Origin of the sequence: Lysinibacillus sp. RC46, from assembly GCF_041262385.1 — a bacterium.
In the GTDB taxonomy this organism is placed as follows: domain Bacteria; phylum Bacillota; class Bacilli; order Bacillales_A; family Planococcaceae; genus Lysinibacillus.
Genome location: NZ_JBGCCF010000007.1, coordinates 17744 through 36416 on the forward strand (window position 1 = coordinate 17744; position 18673 = coordinate 36416).

General features: G+C 35.7%; 22 protein-coding genes. 13 read left to right on the forward strand and 9 right to left on the reverse strand.

Translation table 11 applies throughout. The features are described from left to right. Nucleotides 1-17 precede the first annotated feature (17 nt). The 3 genes from ABH966_RS08110 to gdhA form a co-directional block, all read right to left on the reverse strand. Complete coding sequence (locus ABH966_RS08110; RefSeq protein ID WP_370077378.1) at nucleotides 18-668, reverse strand: YIP1 family protein; 651 nt, start codon at nucleotides 666-668, stop codon at nucleotides 18-20. 170 nt (nucleotides 669-838) lie between these two features. After that, the gene (locus tag ABH966_RS08115; protein ID WP_370077379.1) at nucleotides 839-1525 is read right to left on the reverse strand and encodes a phosphoribosylaminoimidazolesuccinocarboxamide synthase; all 687 of its coding nucleotides are present in this window, start codon (nucleotides 1523-1525) and stop codon (nucleotides 839-841) included. 186 nt (nucleotides 1526-1711) lie between these two features. Further along, a complete protein-coding gene (gene gdhA / locus ABH966_RS08120) occupies nucleotides 1712-3085 on the reverse strand; it encodes an NADP-specific glutamate dehydrogenase (RefSeq protein WP_370077380.1) in 1374 nt (457 codons plus the stop codon). A gap of 187 nt (nucleotides 3086-3272) precedes the next feature. Here gdhA and ABH966_RS08125 point away from each other — a divergent pair, with 187 nt between their 5' ends. Then, nucleotides 3273-3746 (forward strand): YaiI/YqxD family protein, encoded by a 474-nt coding sequence (locus tag ABH966_RS08125; protein WP_370077381.1) that lies wholly within the window; start codon nucleotides 3273-3275, stop codon nucleotides 3744-3746. After that, nucleotides 3736-5076 carry a D-serine ammonia-lyase gene (locus ABH966_RS08130; RefSeq protein WP_370077382.1) on the forward strand — a complete coding sequence of 447 codons (1341 nt, stop codon included), beginning with the start codon at nucleotides 3736-3738 and terminating at the stop codon, nucleotides 5074-5076. The genes ABH966_RS08125 and ABH966_RS08130 overlap by 11 nt, the downstream gene beginning before the upstream one ends. 71 nt (nucleotides 5077-5147) lie before the next feature. Here the strand turns inward: ABH966_RS08130 and ABH966_RS08135 are convergent, their stop codons facing one another. Both ABH966_RS08135 and ABH966_RS08140 read right to left on the reverse strand, forming a co-directional pair. Next, entirely contained in the window at nucleotides 5148-5339 is a 192-nt protein-coding gene (locus ABH966_RS08135) for a hypothetical protein (protein WP_049666523.1), read from the reverse strand. A 237-nt stretch (nucleotides 5340-5576) separates the two neighbouring features. Beyond that, nucleotides 5577-6746: a pyridoxal-phosphate-dependent aminotransferase family protein gene (locus tag ABH966_RS08140; RefSeq protein WP_370077383.1), complete on the reverse strand. Its 1170-nt coding sequence runs from the start codon at nucleotides 6744-6746 to the stop codon at nucleotides 5577-5579. Between the two features lie 189 nt (nucleotides 6747-6935). Between ABH966_RS08140 and ABH966_RS08145 the strand changes: the two genes are divergently transcribed. Beyond that, on the forward strand, nucleotides 6936-8015 hold the full coding sequence (locus ABH966_RS08145) for a DUF1835 domain-containing protein (RefSeq protein WP_370077384.1): 1080 nt from the start codon (nucleotides 6936-6938) through the stop codon (nucleotides 8013-8015). A 59-nt stretch (nucleotides 8016-8074) separates the two neighbouring features. Here ABH966_RS08145 and ABH966_RS08150 read toward each other — a convergent pair whose 3' ends face one another. Beyond that, complete coding sequence (locus ABH966_RS08150; RefSeq protein WP_370077385.1) at nucleotides 8075-8566, reverse strand: hypothetical protein; 492 nt, start codon at nucleotides 8564-8566, stop codon at nucleotides 8075-8077. A gap of 395 nt (nucleotides 8567-8961) precedes the next feature. On the opposite strand from ABH966_RS08150, the gene ABH966_RS08155 reads away from it, so the two are divergent. The 5 genes from ABH966_RS08155 to ABH966_RS08175 all read left to right on the forward strand — a co-directional run bounded on the left by ABH966_RS08155 (nucleotide 8962) and on the right by ABH966_RS08175 (nucleotide 11858). Further along, on the forward strand, nucleotides 8962-9648 hold the full coding sequence (locus tag ABH966_RS08155) for an NERD domain-containing protein (protein ID WP_370077386.1): 687 nt from the start codon (nucleotides 8962-8964) through the stop codon (nucleotides 9646-9648). 331 nt (nucleotides 9649-9979) lie between these two features. Next, nucleotides 9980-10189: a pyrophosphohydrolase domain-containing protein gene (locus tag ABH966_RS08160; protein WP_427445990.1), complete on the forward strand. Its 210-nt coding sequence runs from the start codon at nucleotides 9980-9982 to the stop codon at nucleotides 10187-10189. An 11-nt stretch (nucleotides 10190-10200) separates the two neighbouring features. Then, complete coding sequence (locus tag ABH966_RS08165) at nucleotides 10201-11202, forward strand: HNH endonuclease (RefSeq protein WP_370077387.1); 1002 nt, start codon at nucleotides 10201-10203, stop codon at nucleotides 11200-11202. Nucleotides 11203-11349: 147 nt separating this feature from the next. After that, nucleotides 11350-11577: a YdbC family protein gene (locus ABH966_RS08170; RefSeq protein WP_370077388.1), complete on the forward strand. Its 228-nt coding sequence runs from the start codon at nucleotides 11350-11352 to the stop codon at nucleotides 11575-11577. A gap of 173 nt (nucleotides 11578-11750) precedes the next feature. Next, complete coding sequence (locus ABH966_RS08175; protein WP_370077389.1) at nucleotides 11751-11858, forward strand: putative holin-like toxin; 108 nt, start codon at nucleotides 11751-11753, stop codon at nucleotides 11856-11858. A gap of 213 nt (nucleotides 11859-12071) precedes the next feature. Here the strand turns inward: ABH966_RS08175 and ABH966_RS08180 are convergent, their stop codons facing one another. Both ABH966_RS08180 and ABH966_RS08185 read right to left on the reverse strand, forming a co-directional pair. Beyond that, nucleotides 12072-12698: a nitroreductase family protein gene (locus ABH966_RS08180; protein WP_370077390.1), complete on the reverse strand. Its 627-nt coding sequence runs from the start codon at nucleotides 12696-12698 to the stop codon at nucleotides 12072-12074. Nucleotides 12699-12862: 164 nt separating this feature from the next. Continuing rightward, the gene (locus tag ABH966_RS08185) at nucleotides 12863-14107 is read right to left on the reverse strand and encodes a ferredoxin reductase family protein (RefSeq protein WP_370077391.1); all 1245 of its coding nucleotides are present in this window, start codon (nucleotides 14105-14107) and stop codon (nucleotides 12863-12865) included. 209 nt (nucleotides 14108-14316) lie between these two features. Here ABH966_RS08185 and ABH966_RS08190 point away from each other — a divergent pair, with 209 nt between their 5' ends. Then, nucleotides 14317-14805 (forward strand): metal-dependent hydrolase, encoded by a 489-nt coding sequence (locus tag ABH966_RS08190; RefSeq protein WP_370077392.1) that lies wholly within the window; start codon nucleotides 14317-14319, stop codon nucleotides 14803-14805. A 60-nt stretch (nucleotides 14806-14865) separates the two neighbouring features. Here ABH966_RS08190 and ABH966_RS08195 read toward each other — a convergent pair whose 3' ends face one another. Continuing rightward, on the reverse strand, nucleotides 14866-15687 hold the full coding sequence (locus tag ABH966_RS08195; RefSeq protein ID WP_370077393.1) for a squalene/phytoene synthase family protein: 822 nt from the start codon (nucleotides 15685-15687) through the stop codon (nucleotides 14866-14868). Between the two features lie 750 nt (nucleotides 15688-16437). On the opposite strand from ABH966_RS08195, the gene coaW reads away from it, so the two are divergent. The 4 genes from coaW to ABH966_RS08215 all read left to right on the forward strand — a co-directional run bounded on the left by coaW (nucleotide 16438) and on the right by ABH966_RS08215 (nucleotide 18660). Beyond that, nucleotides 16438-17274, forward strand: coding sequence for a type II pantothenate kinase (gene coaW, locus ABH966_RS08200; RefSeq protein WP_370077394.1), 837 nt, complete (start codon nucleotides 16438-16440; stop codon nucleotides 17272-17274). Between the two features lie 84 nt (nucleotides 17275-17358). Further along, the gene (locus ABH966_RS08205) at nucleotides 17359-17661 is read left to right on the forward strand and encodes a hypothetical protein (RefSeq protein WP_370077670.1); all 303 of its coding nucleotides are present in this window, start codon (nucleotides 17359-17361) and stop codon (nucleotides 17659-17661) included. Between the two features lie 115 nt (nucleotides 17662-17776). Continuing rightward, a complete protein-coding gene (locus ABH966_RS08210; protein ID WP_370077395.1) occupies nucleotides 17777-18010 on the forward strand; it encodes an ATP-dependent DNA ligase in 234 nt (77 codons plus the stop codon). After that, nucleotides 17992-18660: an ATP-dependent DNA ligase gene (locus tag ABH966_RS08215; protein ID WP_370077672.1), complete on the forward strand. Its 669-nt coding sequence runs from the start codon at nucleotides 17992-17994 to the stop codon at nucleotides 18658-18660. The genes ABH966_RS08210 and ABH966_RS08215 overlap by 19 nt, the downstream gene beginning before the upstream one ends. Nucleotides 18661-18673: the final 13 nt, after the last annotated feature.

Below are 18673 nucleotides of genomic sequence, written 5' to 3' on the forward strand. Positions count from 1 at the left end.
GAGAGAGGGGAGATTTTTTACATTGTTCCGGCTAAAATGCCGATAACTGCAAAGAGAACAATCACCAGAATAATGAGGGCAATGAGAATAATGCATGGAATATAGAGTGTAAAGAACGCTCTCCAATTGGTTATTTGGTGTGCTTCTGCAACAATTCCTACTGTAATAATGAGGTTCCAAATTGCAACCACAATCGATAATAAAATTGCAATCCAAAAAACCCAAGGGTAAGGCCCGGCGAAGTTAGGATCCATTAAAGATTCAGGTGATGTAAATAACCAAATTAAATAAAAAGGAATAAGGACTATAGATGGAATAGCCGTTAAACTTAGCCCTTTGAATAAGTGTGAGTACGTACCTGTTCCTTTAAAAAGTTTACCGAATAGCCAAGCGATGAGTGCAACAAAAGCTGTACCGATTATTCCTGAAATCGGTGATGCAATAACACAAAATAGTAAGATAAGCCAAGGAGAAAAGTCTATCACGGATATCTTATCAATAAGGTCTGAAAGTGTAACACCAATATAACCAATTGACAAAAGAAGAAGAGCAAAACCTATTGATTTTTCTTCTATCATGTAACGGGTTGTTTGCTTTGGATGCAACCAAATAGACAAAAATGGATTAATCTTTAGCCTTTCTTGTGATGTTTCATTAAAGTCATCCATTAAATTACCTCCAAAATAATAGTATAAATGCATTATGCGTATAATTAGTATACGAGTGAACGAATGAAAAGTTTCGAAGAAACATCTTACCAACAAAAAGAGCCGCAAGAAAGCGACTCTTTTTGATTACTCGTATTTAGTCAGGCATAGCATTTTAATAGAATGGTTTTTTATTCAGCTAACATAATTTTTTCAAGTTCTAATGGTTCTATGTATTGTTCGCCTTTGTAAGCACGCATATTACCACCTGAAATTTCATCGATTAATAAAATTTCATTTGTTTTAGCATCGCGGCCAAACTCAAGTTTAATATCGTAAAGTGTTAACCCTTTTTTGTCAAGCTTTGTAGCAATAAATTTAGCGATTTCAATTGTACGTTGCTTTAAAATTGCGTATTCTTCGTGTGTTAACAGGTTTAACATGGCTAAAGCATCTTCAGAAATGGGAGGATCTAGTCGATCATCATCTTTGATAGTAACTTCTACAAAAGAATCTAAGTCTTGTCCTTCTTTTACGTATGCACCATAGCGACGTAGGAAAGAGCCTACTGCCTTGAAGCGGCAAATGACCTCTAAACCTTTACCGAAAACAGTTGCAGGCTTTACTGTCATTGTTGCATCGTTGAAGTTTGCATCAACATAGTGAGTAGGAACACCTTGTTCGTTTAGTTTTGAGTAGAAATAAGAAGTTAAGCGAAGTCCAGCTAAACCAGCACCGTCGATTGTTAATCCAACAGTATTAGCACCTGGGTCGAATACGCCGTTCTCTCCAGTTACATCATCTTTAAATTTTAATAAGTAATGACCATCTTCTAATTGAAACACATTTTTCGTTTTACCTGTATACAATAATTCCACAAAAAACCCTCCAATATTTCGTAGTACTTCATTATTATAACACGAATGTTTTGAAAGTTTAATAGTAAAAATGTTCGTTTTAAACGATATTTTTCGTGTTTTTCAACTTCTTATCTAATGAAAAATAAGGTGATAACGAATGTTTGTTATCACCTTAAGTGGATTGAAAGGATTCTGAAATTATTATTAATAAACGCCTTCAGCTAGCATACCATCAGCAACTTTTATGAAGCCAGCGATGTTCGCGCCAACTACAAGGTTCCCAGGGTAACCATATTTTTCGGCAGCTGCTTTACTGTCCGCATAAATATTTTTCATAATTTCATGTAATTTAGCATCTACTTTTTCAAATGACCAGAAAACACGACTTGAATCTTGCGCCATTTCAAGAGCAGATACAGCAACACCTCCGGCATTAGCAGCTTTAGCAGGACCAAATAATACGCCAGCATTTAAGAATTCGTTAATTGCTTCAAGATCTGATGGCATGTTTGCACCTTCACCAATAGCTTTCACGCCGTTAGAGATTAAAATACGAGCTGAATCGCCATTAATTTCATTTTGTGTAGCACATGGAAGCGCGATGTCACAAGGGATCGTCCAGATACCAGTGCAGCCTTCTGTAAATGTAGCATTTGGACGATAGTTTAAGTAAGTGGAGATACGATCGCCTTTTACTTCTTTAATTTCTTTAATTGCATCAAGATCTAAACCTTCTGGGTCGTAAACATAGCCTGAAGAGTCAGAGCAAGCAATAACTTTTGCGCCATAAGCTTGTGCTTTTTCAATAGCATATGTTGAAACGTTACCAGAACCAGAAACTACAACTGTTGTACCTTCGAATGAATCGTTGACATCTTTTAGCATTTCATTTACAAAATATACAGTACCATAACCAGTTGCCTCTTTGCGGGCTAAAGAACCACCGTAGCCAGGAGTTTTACCAGTTAATACACCAGATTCGCTTGCTTTTGTTAAACGCTTATATTGGCCCCATAAAAAACCTACTTCACGAGCGCCAACACCGATATCACCTGCTGGAACATCGACATCTGGACCAATATGGCTGTATAATTCAGTCATGAATGCTTGACAGAAACGCATGATTTCCGAATCTGATTTACCTTTAGGATCGAAGTTTGAACCACCTTTACCACCACCGATTGGTTGACCTGTTAAAGCATTTTTAAAGATTTGTTCAAAGCCTAAGAATTTGATAATTGATTCATTTACCGAAGGGTGGAAGCGAAGACCGCCTTTGTATGGCCCCATTACGTTGCTGTATTGCACACGGTAACCACGGTTTACTTGAACTTCATTGTTATCATCTTGCCAAGCTACACGGAAAGAAATGATACGATCTGGCTCAACGATACGAGATAAGATATTGGCTTTAATATATTCAGGGTGTTGTGCAAATACAGGCACTAATGAAATGAAAATTTCTTCAGCTGCTTGTAAGAACTCCGCTTGATAACTATTTTGTTGTTTTAGTTGCTCGAATACGCCATCAACGTATTCTTTTGCTAATTGTTCGTTGCTTACAGTTGTAGTTGTCATAGTAAAAAACCTCCAGTTATTTGATATTTTTATCGTATATCTATTTTTCACACTATTCAATAAAATACTTTTTCCAACAGTCTAAAGTTTGTGAAAAACTGAACAAATAGGGGTGAAAATTTATTATATCGAAATAATGATGAGTTGAGTGATCTATCTAATTATGAGAAAGGAATGATGCTTTATTGTGAAGGTTTTAATTGACGCTGATGCCTGTCCAGTCGTGGATTTAGCACTATCTATATCATCTGAGTTTGAGATTGAAACAATCTTGTTTTGCGATACATCCCACCGTATCGAACGTGATAATGTAATAACAATTATGGTTCCGAAAGGTCCAGATTCGGTTGATTTTACGCTAGTGAATGCGCTTTCAAAACACGATATTGTCATTACACAGGATTACGGTTTAGCAGCTATGGTTTTGGCGAGAGGCGGTTATCCAATCGATCAAAATGGACGAGAGATGTCTAATGAAAATATCGAACGTTTGCTCGACATGCGCCATGTTGGACAAAAAATTAGACGTGCTGGGGGACGTACGAGAGGACCTAAAAAACGAACACAAGAAAACAATATTTCGTTCGAATTGAAATTTCGACAAATTTGTGAACGAGCAATTATAACTCAAAAAATGGAGGAATCTGAAGGTGGAAAATGAGCGTAAACACGAACTATTTAATCAATTTCCGAGACTAAATAAGTTAGCAAATCATAATACTGTACTTTGGGAAAATACAAATCGAGAAAAAAAGGCGCAAACAATTCTTTTTTCAATAGAGGAAGTTGAGGAGGCAGAAGAAACACTTAAACGCTTTTCTTCCTATTTAATTTTAGCATTTCCAGAGCTTTTGGAAAGCAAAGGGCTTATTGAATCATCTTTACTAGATATACCTTTCATGAAGAAAGCTCTTGAAAAGGAATTTGATGTTTTAATACCAGGTCAATTTATCTTAAAGTGCGATCATGCCTTGCCAATTTCCGGCTCTATTAAAGCCCGTGGTGGTATTTTTGAAGTATTAAGGCATGCAGAACGGCTTGCAATCGCTAGTGGCAAGCTAACAAAAGAGGATAGTTATGCCGTGTTGGCAACAGAGGACTTTCAATCGTTCTTTCAGCAATATACAATTGCCGTAGGTTCTACAGGTAATTTAGGATTGAGTATCGGCATTATGGGCAAAAAACTCGGCTTTAATGTCGTTGTACATATGTCGAGTGATGCAAAAGAGTGGAAAAAAGCATTGCTGCGTGAAAAAGGTGCGACAGTTATTGAATATGAAGCAGATTATAGCGTTGCTGTAGAACAAGGTCGTCGAGAGGCTGAACAAGATCCTATGTGTCATTTTATTGATGACGAAAATTCGAAGGACCTATTTGCCGGCTATGCAGTAGCGGCGAAGCGTTTAAAAGCACAGTTTGAAAAGACGAATATTACTGTAGATGCTGCCCATCCATTGTTCGTGTATTTACCATGTGGTGTAGGTGGAGGACCGGGGGGAGTTGCGTACGGGATACGTGAAATTTTTGGAGAACATGCCCACATCTTCTTCGCTGAGCCCGTAGCATCCCCTTGTATGACAATCGGCTTGATGACAGGTTTACATGATGAGATCAGTGTAGAAGATATTGGATTAGACAATAAAACAGAAGCAGATGGTCTAGCAGTCGGGCGTGCTTCTAAATTCGTTGGTAAAGTAATGGAGACGTATATTAGTGGTTGTTATACAGTGAAAGATGAAGAATTATTTACGTCGCTCGGTTTAGCGATGGAATCGGAAGGTCTATTTTTAGAGCCATCTGCGCATGCAGGGATGTTCGGACCAATTCATTTAATGAAAAATGGTCAAAGTTATTTAGAAAAGTATGATTTAGTTGATAAGATGGAGCAAGCTACCCATCTTGTATGGGCAACAGGTGGAAGTATGGTGCCGATGGAAATGCGTGAGGAATACATGGCAAAGGTAGTGCAAGTAGCAAGAACTAATGATTAAGGTAGTTAGTTAATAAGAAAACGCAAGAATGCTATTTGGAATTAACATTCTTGCGTTTATTACTTTTAAAGTTATTTATATAAATAGTCCAACGCTTGATAATCTTGCTGATAGCGTCCACCGTCTGCTACTTCAGCGTGATATAGAGCTTTTAAAGCATAATTTTTTTGCAAATCCATTTCGGACATTAACTCTTTTAGGCGATCATGTAATTCACGGTTTTCTTTCACAAGTTGCTGCATTTGTGGTTTAAAATATTTCATTCTTTCTAACTCCTCAATTTATAACGTGCTTATTAGTATAACACTTTTAGCTATTGAAAATGCACTCATATTCATAATTCTGGCTTTAAAAGATTATTCGGTCGATCATGCCGTGACTTATTATGCCATGATATATATTAATTGGTGTGAAAGCTGTGCGACTCCTGGCCCTCGTGAATGTAATCATAAAACCTCCAAATCATACATAGATTTGGAGGTTTTCCATTAGTTAAAGCTTTACAACTGCAATTGTTTTCGCTGAGCGGTTAAAAATACTTCCTGTGCTGCCCGTACACCTGCACCTGGCTCAAAGTCATATTCAAAGTCTTGAAGTGCAGCTTCCATTAAAGAAACGGCCTGTAAAATATCACTTGGGAAGCAGTAACCCATATGGCCGAATCTGAAAATTTTCCCTTGCAAATGACCGAGTCCTCCAGCGAAATCTAAATGATATTGTTGCTTTAAATGCGACAAGAAGTCACCGAGTGCAATCCCTTTTGGTGCCATAATCGCTGTAATGGTCGGAGAAGCATGCTCATCCGTAGTGAGAAGTTCAATATTAAGGGCATTCATAGCATGACGCACCATGTTTTTCATTAGTTCATGGCGGGCAACTGTATGTTCAAAGCCTCCTTCTTCCTCTATAAGTTTACAAACCTCATGCAGTCCAGAAATAAGTGTCACAGTAGGCGTGTTTGGAGTCATCCCTTTTTCTGCCCAGCTACGATAGCTTAATAAGTTTAAATAATAGGAAGGCGTATTATTTTCTTCAATAACTTTCCAAGCTCTATCACTAACGCTGACAAGAGAAAGTCCTGGAGGTAGCATCATCGCTTTTTGAGATCCAGTAACAAGAATATCGATTCCCCAGGCATCCATTTCTGCAGGAGCTCCACCTAGGCAACTTACACCATCGACAATACATAATGCATCCGTTTCCTCACGTACAACTTGTGCTAATTCAGCAATTGGGTTTAAGATACCAGTGGAAGTTTCATTGTATGTGACAAAAACAGCTTTAATATCTTTCAACGGCTGCAAGAATTCTCGTAACTCCTTAGCTGTGCAAGCTTGCCCCCATTCTTTTTCAAGCTTATGTACATGAAAGCCGTATTTCTCACAAATCGAAATGAAATAGTCTCCGAATGCTCCAACAGTGATGACAACTACATTTTCACCAGCAGAGACAGTGTTAACCGCCGCAGCCTCTAAAGCAGCTGTACCACCTGATGGAAGGAGTAAAATATCCTGCTTTGTCCCAAAAACAGGTTTTACTAATTCAATTGTTTCACGGTAAAGCTCTACAAATTCATTGCTTCGATGACTTATAATATCGCGACTCATCGCAAGCTGAACCTTTTTCGGAATTGGCGTAGGTCCTGGATGTCTTAAAATATTTTCATACACAATCATCAAACCCCTTTGTATTAAAAATTAGAAATTCGAAATTTTCTAACTATAATATAGCATATTTTTTCTGTTATCTAACTTCTTTTTCAAAATTTGATAGATCAAGTGTCGTAAGAGAGTAGAAAATACAACGAATAGTTCTCAATTTTTTAATATGGTAAAATTTTTATATAAGGGGGCTGAGTTATGGAATCGAAAGTAAATTATCCATATATTTATTTTTTATTGGAATCAAATATGGTTTTTGTCTATCGAATTAAAACACATCATTATCTGAACGCATCGGATTTGATAGATAGGAGTGAATGGGAGGCTTATGAATTACAGCATCATGATCAATTTGAAGCATTCAACCATGAAGAAAGTGAAGCAATTGAGGGGTGTGGGTTCTGGCTTGAGCAACATAAATTAAGCGACATAGTAGAAATTATCAATGACTGTATTCAAAAACGTCGTTTTGTGGACCATCGAATAACAACGCAGGCAGTTCATATTGTGAGCTCTGAATCTGCTGCTGGTTCAGTGAGAGTAGCACTACCACCACCTAAACATGTGATTGGATTCCCTGATTGCTTTTCAATTGGACCATTGTGGAAGCTAGAGGAGAAACGAGGTCAAACATTCCGAAATAATTGGTTATTTGAAAATATTAATGATGGACAGGAAGATGTTTATCAAAATAAGTTTATAAATACTTTGCGTGAAATAGAAGATATTTCTAATCATGTTCCAATCTATATTTGGTATGGTAATAATGCCGATGAACAATGTGGGCTTCGTTTTTTCCTCTATTTATTGCGAGATAAATCAAATGAGATTTTTCTCATTAATACAACAGAACATAGTAAGGCTAATTGTGCGACAAGTCATCTTAGTTCACAGCAATTAGCACAGCTTTTTATCAACATAGAAGAAAAAAAGCCATTAACTATCCAGGACCGTCTTATTTTCCAAAATGAATGGGAAACATTATCGCAAACTAACGATATTCTGCGCTTATGGATTAATAATGAAATAAAAGGGGTTCCAGAAAATTATTTTGATCCACTTATTATAGAGAGGATAGAAAGGCTACATAACGAACAAGCAACAAAAGATTTTATAAAGACGGGGACAGTGATTGCGGAACTATTACCTTTAATAGAAGAGCTTCCTAGTGTCTTCTTTTTAGAATGTAGAATAAGATTTTTAGTCTATAGTGGGGTACTTGCATTAAAAGGTATCCCTAAGTCCATGAGACACTATAGTGTAAAATTACGTGAATAACTAGAAAACCTCTTTACACCTTTGAAAAGTGTAAAGAGGTTTTTGTACTTGCATATGTATTATGCAACGAAAGGTTTATTCATTTTTATTAAGCCGTAAATAGCATAGAATAGTCCTAATGTGATGAACGATAAAATCGTATAAAGTACAGCTTTCCCAGTTCCGCCAGTCCAACGATAGAAGAGGCGATATGTGAAGTGGAAAATAAAGCCAAGAAGACCTATTGAAGCAATTATATCCAGAAACAGATACGGAATTAATGAAACAATTGTTAATACAGCGTAAATAATAACATTCTTTATTGCTGCTGAACGAATTGTTGCGTCATCATCACCCTTTGCTGTTAATAAGAAAAGGCTATAAACACCAGCAATTGGAATCCAAGCAATATAAGCTTGTTTGCTAAAGCCATTTGCTTTAGATGCCTGGTAATAAATAAGTGAATTAATTACATAGCTTGCGATACTTATCAATGCAATACAAATTAACATAATAAAGAGGAATGCCAAATCTAAATCATCGAAATCATTGTAATATGAAGAATCGTACATATAAAAACCTCCTTTCCAAAAAAATACTTCACAATAATAACAATACTAAAGTCATAAATCTACAGTTAATTATATCCGGAATTTAATGTTAATGATGTATTTGCACTATTTGAATAGATGTAAATATTGCATTAATGTTCATTTTTTGATAAATGATTGTTGGATCAAAAAAAGAGGTTGGCAAACTAGTAGCCAATTGTTGTAGACGTCACAAAAAATCAGTGCTTGAACAAGACAGCTTACAAATAAATTTAAATTCTACAAGAAACTATCTTGATGAATATTTGAGCACTAATGTAAAAAATGCTAAAAATATCCTCATAAGTATTGGTATAATAGTTTTAGGATTTTTGGCTTATATGAAGTAAAAGAAATAAGAGAGAGGAGAGTAAGTGATGCTAATTATAATTTTTATATTGATAGTGATAAGCTTTTACCTTATGGAAAAAAATTATCGGAAAAGTGTCTATTATAAACTGACAAAAAATAATTTCTTTGCAGTTAAACTCGATAAAGGGAGAAATGGTGAGTACTTAACATCGAAAATTATTGAGAGGCATGCCTTACAAAGTCATAGACAATTATTAAATGTATATATTCCCAAGAGAAATTCAGATGAATTAACGGAAATTGATTTGCTTTATATTGATCGAACTGGTCTATATGTGATTGAATCAAAAAACTATAGTGGCTGGATTTTTGGTAATGAAACACAACAGCAATGGACACAAACGATGCCGAATAAGAAAAAATATAAATTTTTCAATCCGATCCGGCAAAATGCTACGCATATCCGTGCAATTCAAGATTTTTTAGACCTTCCGAAAGAAGCAATTCATTCAGTCATTGTCTTTAGCGAACGCTGTACATTGAAAAAAGTGGGAGTAACTTCCCAAAATGTACATGTTATAAAACGAGAGGATTTAAGGCGTTTTATCCAAACGCAAAAGCAAACTGCAAAACAGTTTTTCTCACAAGAAGATATTCAAGCAATTTACAATAAGCTTGTACCTCAAATGCAAGTATCTAATGAAATCAAAAAACAACATATTCAAACGATTCAGCAGAAATATGGAAAATAATCGTGTGTTAAAAGGGGACTATAAGCATGCCAATATACAATAAATTAGTACGTGATTTAACTTCTTTCAGCAGAAGTCACCTACCTTTATAGGCGGTGAGATGAATGCGGTTTTAATTCACTTTTTAGCGGGTGTCCAAACATCCGCTGAAAGAAGTTAAAGCCTCTGGCGGATGTCACGGAATCGGGAAGGAGTTCTTTGTGCAAGCACAAAGCCGATTCCGGACGCAATTATGCCGAGGCATAATTGATTTCCTCAAGTAATTGAAGAAGAGGGTAAAACATGTAGCATAAGAGTATTAGAACAAGGAGAACACTTAGAGGAAATAAAAGTGAAAATGCAAGAAGAAGCATTAGAATTTCTAGAGGCAGCCTCACCAAAAGAGGCCGTTGAGGAACTTGCGGATATTTTAGAATTAGTACATACAGCTATACAAATGTACGACGTGTCCTACGAACAATTAGAACAAATACGTACTCAGAAGAAGAGCCAACGCGGAGGATTTTCGAAAGGTATATATTTAATTGAGGTGAAGGAGTAGGGGGAAGCAGTATGTCGCATGATTTAAAGGTCGGTGAAATACGTGAACAATATGTAACTGAGGATCAGATTTGGCAACATCTGAATAATTTTTACTATCGTTCATCAGTCGCAACTTCTTATAAATATGTGTTTTTTAAAGCATTGCTTGAAAATTTATACAATGTAGACGAGAAGTTAGTACTCAGTTATGATCAAATATTTTATTCTTTCACAAATATATATTGGAATCTGGTAATTCATCACAAGTTAGCACAATCACCTAATAAAAATAAACCTGCTCGTGCCCAAACCATCTTACAGAAATATGCTAATGACAATGCTATCCCTCCAGAATGGCAATTCGATCAGCTTTTAGATTCGTTGCAACTAAAAATCGTCAATGAGGTGAAGCGTGATTGTAAGCAGAACGTTATCGGCGCATTTTACGGAGATACAGCAGGGGTATTCTATGAATTTGACATCAAACATGCACATTTTCGTTTCAACAATCCTGTCTATCAATTCATGAAAAAATACCAGCGGGTTTTAATAAATCTAACAAATTATCATTTAGCCAAATATCTTGAAAAAGTGAATGAAGTCACAAGTACAATGGCGTTGCTTTCGAAAGTAGAAGTCATTTCAAAGCGCAGTTCTTTAGAAACATTTTACAAGGTTCTTACACAATTTGAACAAAATCGATGCTTCTATTGTAATTGTGATTTATCAACTAATCGTCGAAAAACACACGTCGATCACTTCATTCCGTGGAGCTTTATTCAAAATGATAATTTATGGAATTTAGTGTTGGCGTGTAATGATTGTAACTTGCATAAAAGTGACAAAATCACAACTAGATTTTATTTAGAGTCCATGTTCGAAAGAAACTATAATTTAGTGTCAATTGTTAGAGAACCAACTTATTTTTATACATATGAAAATAGCAAACTTGTGGATTTATATGATTACTCAATAATGAACGGATATACGACGTTATGGGAGCCGAGGAAGGTACATAAGTTAAAAAATTAATTTGATTTTATTATGGAAGAACATAGAATAACTCTGACGGATTTTACGTTTCTTAGGAAGTGTAATTATTTCAAGTGTTGTCACGTTTGATTATCCTATTATTTCAATATATAGTTCTTATTACAGATAAAATAAGGAGGAATAAATATGGCAGAAGTTAAATACGAAATTGTTGAAACAGTTGCGGTATTATCGGAAGGCAATAAAGGCTGGAAAAAAGAATTGAATTTAATTAGCTGGAATGGTCGTGAACCGAAATACGATATTAGAGATTGGTCGGAGGATCATACAAAGATGGGGAAGGGTGTTACGTTGTCACTGTCTGAGCTACAGCTTTTGAAAGAGTCATTAGCTAAATTGTCAGGCTTAGATTAATGTACAAAACTATTCTTTAGAGTTGTTTTAGAATAATTACGCAAATGAGTAGCAATATTAAATTTTCTGAGGATTTTTCATAGAATATATTTCGTAAAATTGTTAGACTAACAATAGCAACAATTCATAATGCAGGTGGCGGCTGAACTCCCTTTTGAAAGGGGGTGAGGCGGATGACAGTATTTGAAGCATTCAGTTTGATTGTGCAGTGTAGCCTTTTGCTAATTGCGGTACTGACACTGATGGTTAGCATTATTGTCTCTCAAAATAAAAAGAAATAGCCACCCTGCCGGCTAAGTAAGGTGGCGATAGCTACAACTTTAACTTGGTCAGCCGCTATGATTGCGGCATGATTGTTGCTTTGACTGGATGTTGACGCATCCAGTCTTTTTTATTCTATATATAGTGTATCATATTTATTCGAAAAAGAACATTTTTCTTCATTCAGTGGGCATTTCAAGCCAAGCGTAATTGATACAGTCTTTCTCTCTCGATTAAATGAATTTTGCAATGTCATTTAGCGCTAAACGAGAAGAGCCATAAGCTGGTGATGCTGCTTTTCCGATGGCGATTAAGACGATCGGCACTAGATTATCTGTTAATTCAAAGTGCTTCGCAAAAGCCTCTTTATTGAAGCCACCCATTGTAACCGTATCATAGCCCATTTCTTTTGCTAAAAGCATGATTTGCATAGAAATTAAGCCTGCATCAAATGTAGCTATATTTTTTAGAACTTCTTTAGGAAGATTAGAATAAATCTTTAATGAATTTTCGATCATCATGTTTTTTGTTGCTTCATCCATATAGCCAAGCTCGAAGTTTTTTGTATAGACTTCTTCAACATTATTGTACATTGCTGTATCGCCTAATACCGCAATGATGGCAGACGCAGTTTCTACTTGCTCCTGGTTATTAGCAATTAAACGTAGTTCTTTTTTTACTGCCTCATCTTGGATCACTAAAAAGCGCCAAGGTTGTAAATTACTTGATGAAGGAGCGGTTGTTGCCTCGACAAGTAATTCCTCTATATCTGATTGAGGAATTTTATAATTTGCCTCATACTTACGCACAGATTTACGATCGTGCATTACTTTATTTATATAACTTTTAGTTGTAGTCATCGTTAAAAAATCTCCTTTATATTTATGATATTTTACTATACGATATTCTTTTTAGAATTCCAAGTAAATCGCTCGCCTTAGAGAGTTTTGATTAACTTCTTTCAGCGGATGTCGCGGAATTATGCCGAGGCATAATTGATAATCCGAGGCATAATTGATTATTATTACTTAAATTTAAATGCCTCGAAGTCAACGCTTATATCTTTATTGCGGGATTTCAATTGCTTGGCAAAATGTTTTAGCATTTTTTCAGGGCCACACATAAAAATACTTGTTTGCGGGGGCACTGCAAAATTTTTAAATGAAAGCCTGTCCATTTGGGTAGTATCAATAAAGTTCACTTTGAATTGTTGATTAGTTTCTGCATACTCCTGTAAAAAATCTTTATAGATAGCATCATTTTGACCATGATAAGTGTAAAATAACTCAATATCACGATTTACGGGCTGTGATTGCAAATAAGATAAAAATGGAGTAATGCCTATACCACCAGCTATCCAAACTTGTTGTTGTGTTCCGTTTTCAAAGTTTAAATGACCATAAGGACCATCAAGTGTAACTGGTGTATTCAGCTGAACTGAATCATATACTTTTTTTGTGAAATCACCAATCGCCTTTATAGTGACAAATAATATTTTTCCATCGCCACCTGAAATTGAAAAGGGATGAGGCGCCTTTTCTATGCCATCTTGCAAAATCTTGATAAAAATAAATTGTCCATGACGAAATGGTAATTTTTTATCAAGTGTTAGCTCCAGTTCAATAACATTGGAGCCCAATTTTTTAATCCCCGTAATGTTGCCTTTATATTTAAAAAACATATCCTGATACATCGTCAGCATATATAATGCTGACATAAATCCAATAGTTGCAGTTATTGCTGTAAAAATTCCTAAAGGTGTAGGCTGTAATAAATCGTATCTGCTTGAAAAATAGGCATGATAAATTCCAAATGTATAAGGGATAAGCATTAACCGATGAAAGATCCGCCAGTGCTCATATTTTAGAAATTTAGCAAAAAGCGCAATTACAATTAGCGCTATGAAACCATATTGCCCAAGTGATCCTAGCTCTTTCGCAAATTCGCTGAGTGAAGTTCTTTGTACTTTATCCCAGTGGGGGACCAGACCTTGTAATTGACCATGAATAACCACTAATACTAGTGAAAGTATTGCTACATATTTATGATAAAAATAAACATTTTCTAGTCCATGAAACCAACGTTCAAAAATTTTCATTCTTGTTGCTAACAAAAAGACAAGAAAGAAGCCTGTGATGGCCATGCCTCCAATGATGTGGCTGAGCCTGTTAACTGCCTGGATAGGCTCTATAGGTGTAGCAAAATACCACAGTAAAGCACTACTACTCATTATTAGTATGATAAACAAAATTCCTTTGATAGATTTCATAAATAACCTCCACTATTCATTTTTATCTCTAAGTATCCTATATATACAATAAGAACCTGAAATGTTTCTGATATTTTTAATTTGATATGAAAGTTAATTTCGTCAATAAAAAAGGGATTATACGTTCGGAATATATGTTCCCTTTTGCGCTGAGGTGTGTTAAATTAAGAAGGGTAAAAATATAGAGATATAAGGAGCAGAAGTAAATAATGCAAGGGAATACACATATTATCGGGGGCATCACTGCAAGTCTTGCTTTTGCACAAATTTCTAATGATAATCCGCTTGTTTTAGTAGGGGCGGGCGTTATCGGTGCATTACTTCCAGATATTTGCCATGGAGGCAGCAAAATCGGGAGGAAGTTTCCCATCATATCAAAAACTGTGAATTCGCTGTTTGGACATCGTTCCTTTACACATAGTTTGCTTTTTTTATTTTTGATTTGGATGCTACTACATACATTTATACCTTACGAATCCATTTCGCTAGGTATTTTATTAGGGATGGCAAGTCATATTTTCCTTGATATGGGGACGAAGAAGGGTGTTAAGCTGTTCTTCCCAGTATCCATCTCAGTACGTCTACCCATTACTACAAAAACGGGCAGTAAAGCTGAAAAGGTAGTGTTTATGTTGTTAACGATGCTTTCAGTCTTTTTTAGTTATGAAATGATTGTTAATCTAGTCCAGTCCGTATAACTAAAACAGCCCCAGGATGAGAGTTTCTCATACTGAGGCTGTTTTTAAATGGTGAAAGTTTTAGTCAGCCTGTACTTCTTCGACTGTTTGTTCTACTTCTGCTCGTGACATTTTTTCACGACCTTCTTGCATGGCCTTCAATGTTTTATGGGCTAATGCAAGTGGTAAACGACAGAATAATAATACCGTACGTTTATTAATATCTTTCATATAAAGATCAGCTTTTGCGAGATTTTCCTCCGCATATGCAAATAAATCTTCACGAGTCCAACCATCAGGAACGAAACTTACTCCGCGCTCATCCATATCCTCATGCTGATTGCGTAAAATATTGACTGCTTGGAGACCGCGGCCATAGCCAATAGCTAAATCGCGATCTGTTTGAATGTCAGCACCCCACGCCCAAAGCTCGGACAGCATTGTCCCAACAAGCCCTGCAACGTAGTATGTATAATCATCTAAATCCTCTCGCGTATGCACCTGCCAGTTTGCTTTTGCCCATTTTGCCATCCCAAACGCCATTTCACTTGTTGAAGCTTGGACAATTTTACGTGAGCCTTCAGGACAAAACGTTAGCCAATCTGCTAAACGAAGAGATACTTCAGGTAGCTGATCTGCATATGGCGCTAATAATGCTTCATAAGCTTCAGCATTAAATGATTCCTTTAATAACTCGCTTGTTGCATTAAGTAAATCGAATTTCACGTCATTAGATAGGTTTTCATGATCCTCAATTTCGTCTATAGCACGCATTGCTAAATATGCGGCTGCCACAGACAATTTTAAATCATTTTTTAAAAAAGTAATCGGTATATAAAAAGTGCGACTAGTTTCCTTTAAAACCTGCATCGCTTCTTTATAAAGTTTTTTTTGATCTTTCACTTGTATTCCTCCGTTCAAATGGTAACACATCTATAGTATATCGTATCGTAAAAGTGATGAAAGATAAAACAGATTGTTCAATTTATATTCAACTATTTTCAATTGGTAAAGATTAAGACAAAGAGAGGGGAGATAATCGGGTTGCAATTTCACATGACATTTATCGGAACACTTTCAGCAATTATCGCCCAACTTTTAATTTTTAACGACACCCACTTGCTAGAATCGATGATGCATCGAGTATCATTGCATTTTCACTTCTTTTGTGTTTTTATAGTAGAATAATGTTAAAGTTATAAAAATGCGACGAAAATCGTGTGATTATATAGAAAAAAATTGATATTTTTCGTCTTTTTTTCATGAAAGTTTGCTAAGTTATTGCACATTTATTTCAACAGCGTTAAAGTTTAGGAAGGACAGAGATACAACTTCACTTTTCGAGTAATTGCTGCTGACGCTTCGCTTTCGCGCAGAAGACATTTGTTGCTGCCGCTGCGCTTTCGCACAGAAAACATTTGCTGCTGACGCTTCGCTTTCGCACAGAAGACATTTGTAGCTGTTGATTTGCTTTCGGTATTGAAATACAATACATCGGATTTTGGCACAATAACTCCTTGCAAAATCCGTGACATTTGTGGAGGCATGAACGTTATTCAACTGGCTTTTAAACGCCTCTTGAATACAAGCAAAATCTAGTATATATCTCACCATCTGAAATAGAGATTGTACGTAAAGTCAAAGGAGAATGGTATGCCAAAGGCTATAGGTATTGACGCAGGCGGAACATTGACAAAAGTTGCTTATTTAGATGAGCATAATGAGCTCGTTTTAATAACTTTCCCGTCAAATGATTTGCTAGCAGTGCAGAATTGGATTATTAATCATCCAGATATTGAGGATATTGGTGTTACGGGAGGGCGTACAGAACAATTACTGGATGTCATCAAAACAATGAAATCGATTCATTATATAGTAGAGTTTGAAGCCACATTGAAGGGCGTTCGATTTTTATTGCATAAAGAGGGCTACTTCTTCGAAAGAAGTATGATTACTAATATTGGTACTGGTACTTCAATTCATTATATGGAAGATAATACGCATATTCGTGTTGGTGGAACAGGTGTAGGTGGTGGAACATTGATTGGATTGTCAGCGCTTACAACTGGCATCACGGATTATAATGAAATAAGAGAACTGGCCACTAAAGGTAATCGAGAAGAAATTGATTTACTAGTAAAGGATATTTATCAAGGGATGGACACACCTATTGATGGGCAATTGACAGCTAGTAATTTTGGGAAAGTTGGTATTACTGAATCTGTCAAACATCCAAAAGAAGATATTATTGCAACTGTACAAGGGCTTGTAGGTGAGGTTATTACAACACTTAGTATTCAATATGCTGAAGAAAAAAATGCTCAACATATCGTTTATATCGGTTCAACTTTAAGTAATAACGATCAACTTACACGTGTTATTGCCAATTACACACGTACGAAAAAACATACACCAGTCTTTATAAATGACCACGGTTTTTCAGGTGCAGTCGGTGCATTATTAAATATAACTGAATATACAATTGTCTAACTATAATGTAGATTAACGCTCTTTTGAGAAATTTGTGAGCGATTAGAAGCTAAAGGATTTGCATCAACAAATGTAGTTTATGGTATCGGTTCTTATACATTCCAATACAATACACGAGATTCTTTTGGATTTGCAATGAAGGCTACTTATGCAGTTATTAATGGTGAAGAAAAGTTATTATTCAAAGATCCTAAGACAGATGATGGAACTAAACGTAGTCTGCGCGGCAAAGTTAAAGTTTATGAATCAAACGGAAGTATTTCTTACGTTGATGGATTATACAATGAATCAATCTACGATGATGATTTATTAGAAGATGTATTCGTAAATGGTAAATTGGTTCGTGATCAGTCATTATCTGAAATTAGAGCAATATTAAACAAATAGAATCAAATTGAGAGAGTCTTGTTGACTCTCTTTTTTTAATTACCATAAGTACCTTGTATTTCTTATGTTTTTGAACGTTCAATCATGAGATAATTATAGATAAGGAGATGATACAATGTTGTTTACTCCAATAAAACCTATGTTGCTCTCGATGGGTAACAATAATGAAATAATGGATGATCCTGAATGGATTTACGATATAAAATGGGATGGTTGGCGCATCCTTTTGCATAAACAAAATGATCGAATAGAAGCGTATACTCGTCATGGAAATAATGTAACTGCTAATTACAAGCTGCAGGACAATCAATTCAGGAACATGAAGCAATCATTGATTGTGAAGGTGTAGTTTTACGAAATGGGGTATCTGTATTTGATGATTTTGCATATCGAGGTAGACTTTCTAATAAAGAAAAAATTGAACAAGCTGCGATAACTCATCCTACTACGTTTATCGCATTCGACATATTATCGACTGATAAATCCGTTATGAATAAACCATTGGCAGAACGGAAAGAAATGCTTTCATCGATAATTGCACCTTCAAATAATTTGTTGATTACACCTTCAGTTATGGGTAACGGTAATGATATCTTTCAGTTGACCAAAGAAAAGGGTATGGAAGGTATCGTAGGAAAGCGAAGCAATTCTACCTACAAAGCTAAGCATCGTTCGCATAGTTGGTTAAAATATAAACACTTTAAAGTAATGGACACTATTATATTAGGCTATAAAGAAAATCCATTTACAATGATAGTAGGTACGCAATTAAGAAATGGTAATTATAGACCTGTTGCGAATGTGGAGTTTGGCTTTAAACCTGATGAAAAAAGAGCATTTAGAGAAATAGCTAAACAGATAATAGGTAGCGTGGAACGAGATGTAATGTGGCTAGAACCAAGATTATTCTGTAAGGTACAGTATCTTGAGAAAACAAGCACAGGATCATTAAGAATCGTTTCATTTAAAGGATTTAATTTTGAAGTTAATGAGCTTTAAAATACAAAATTAA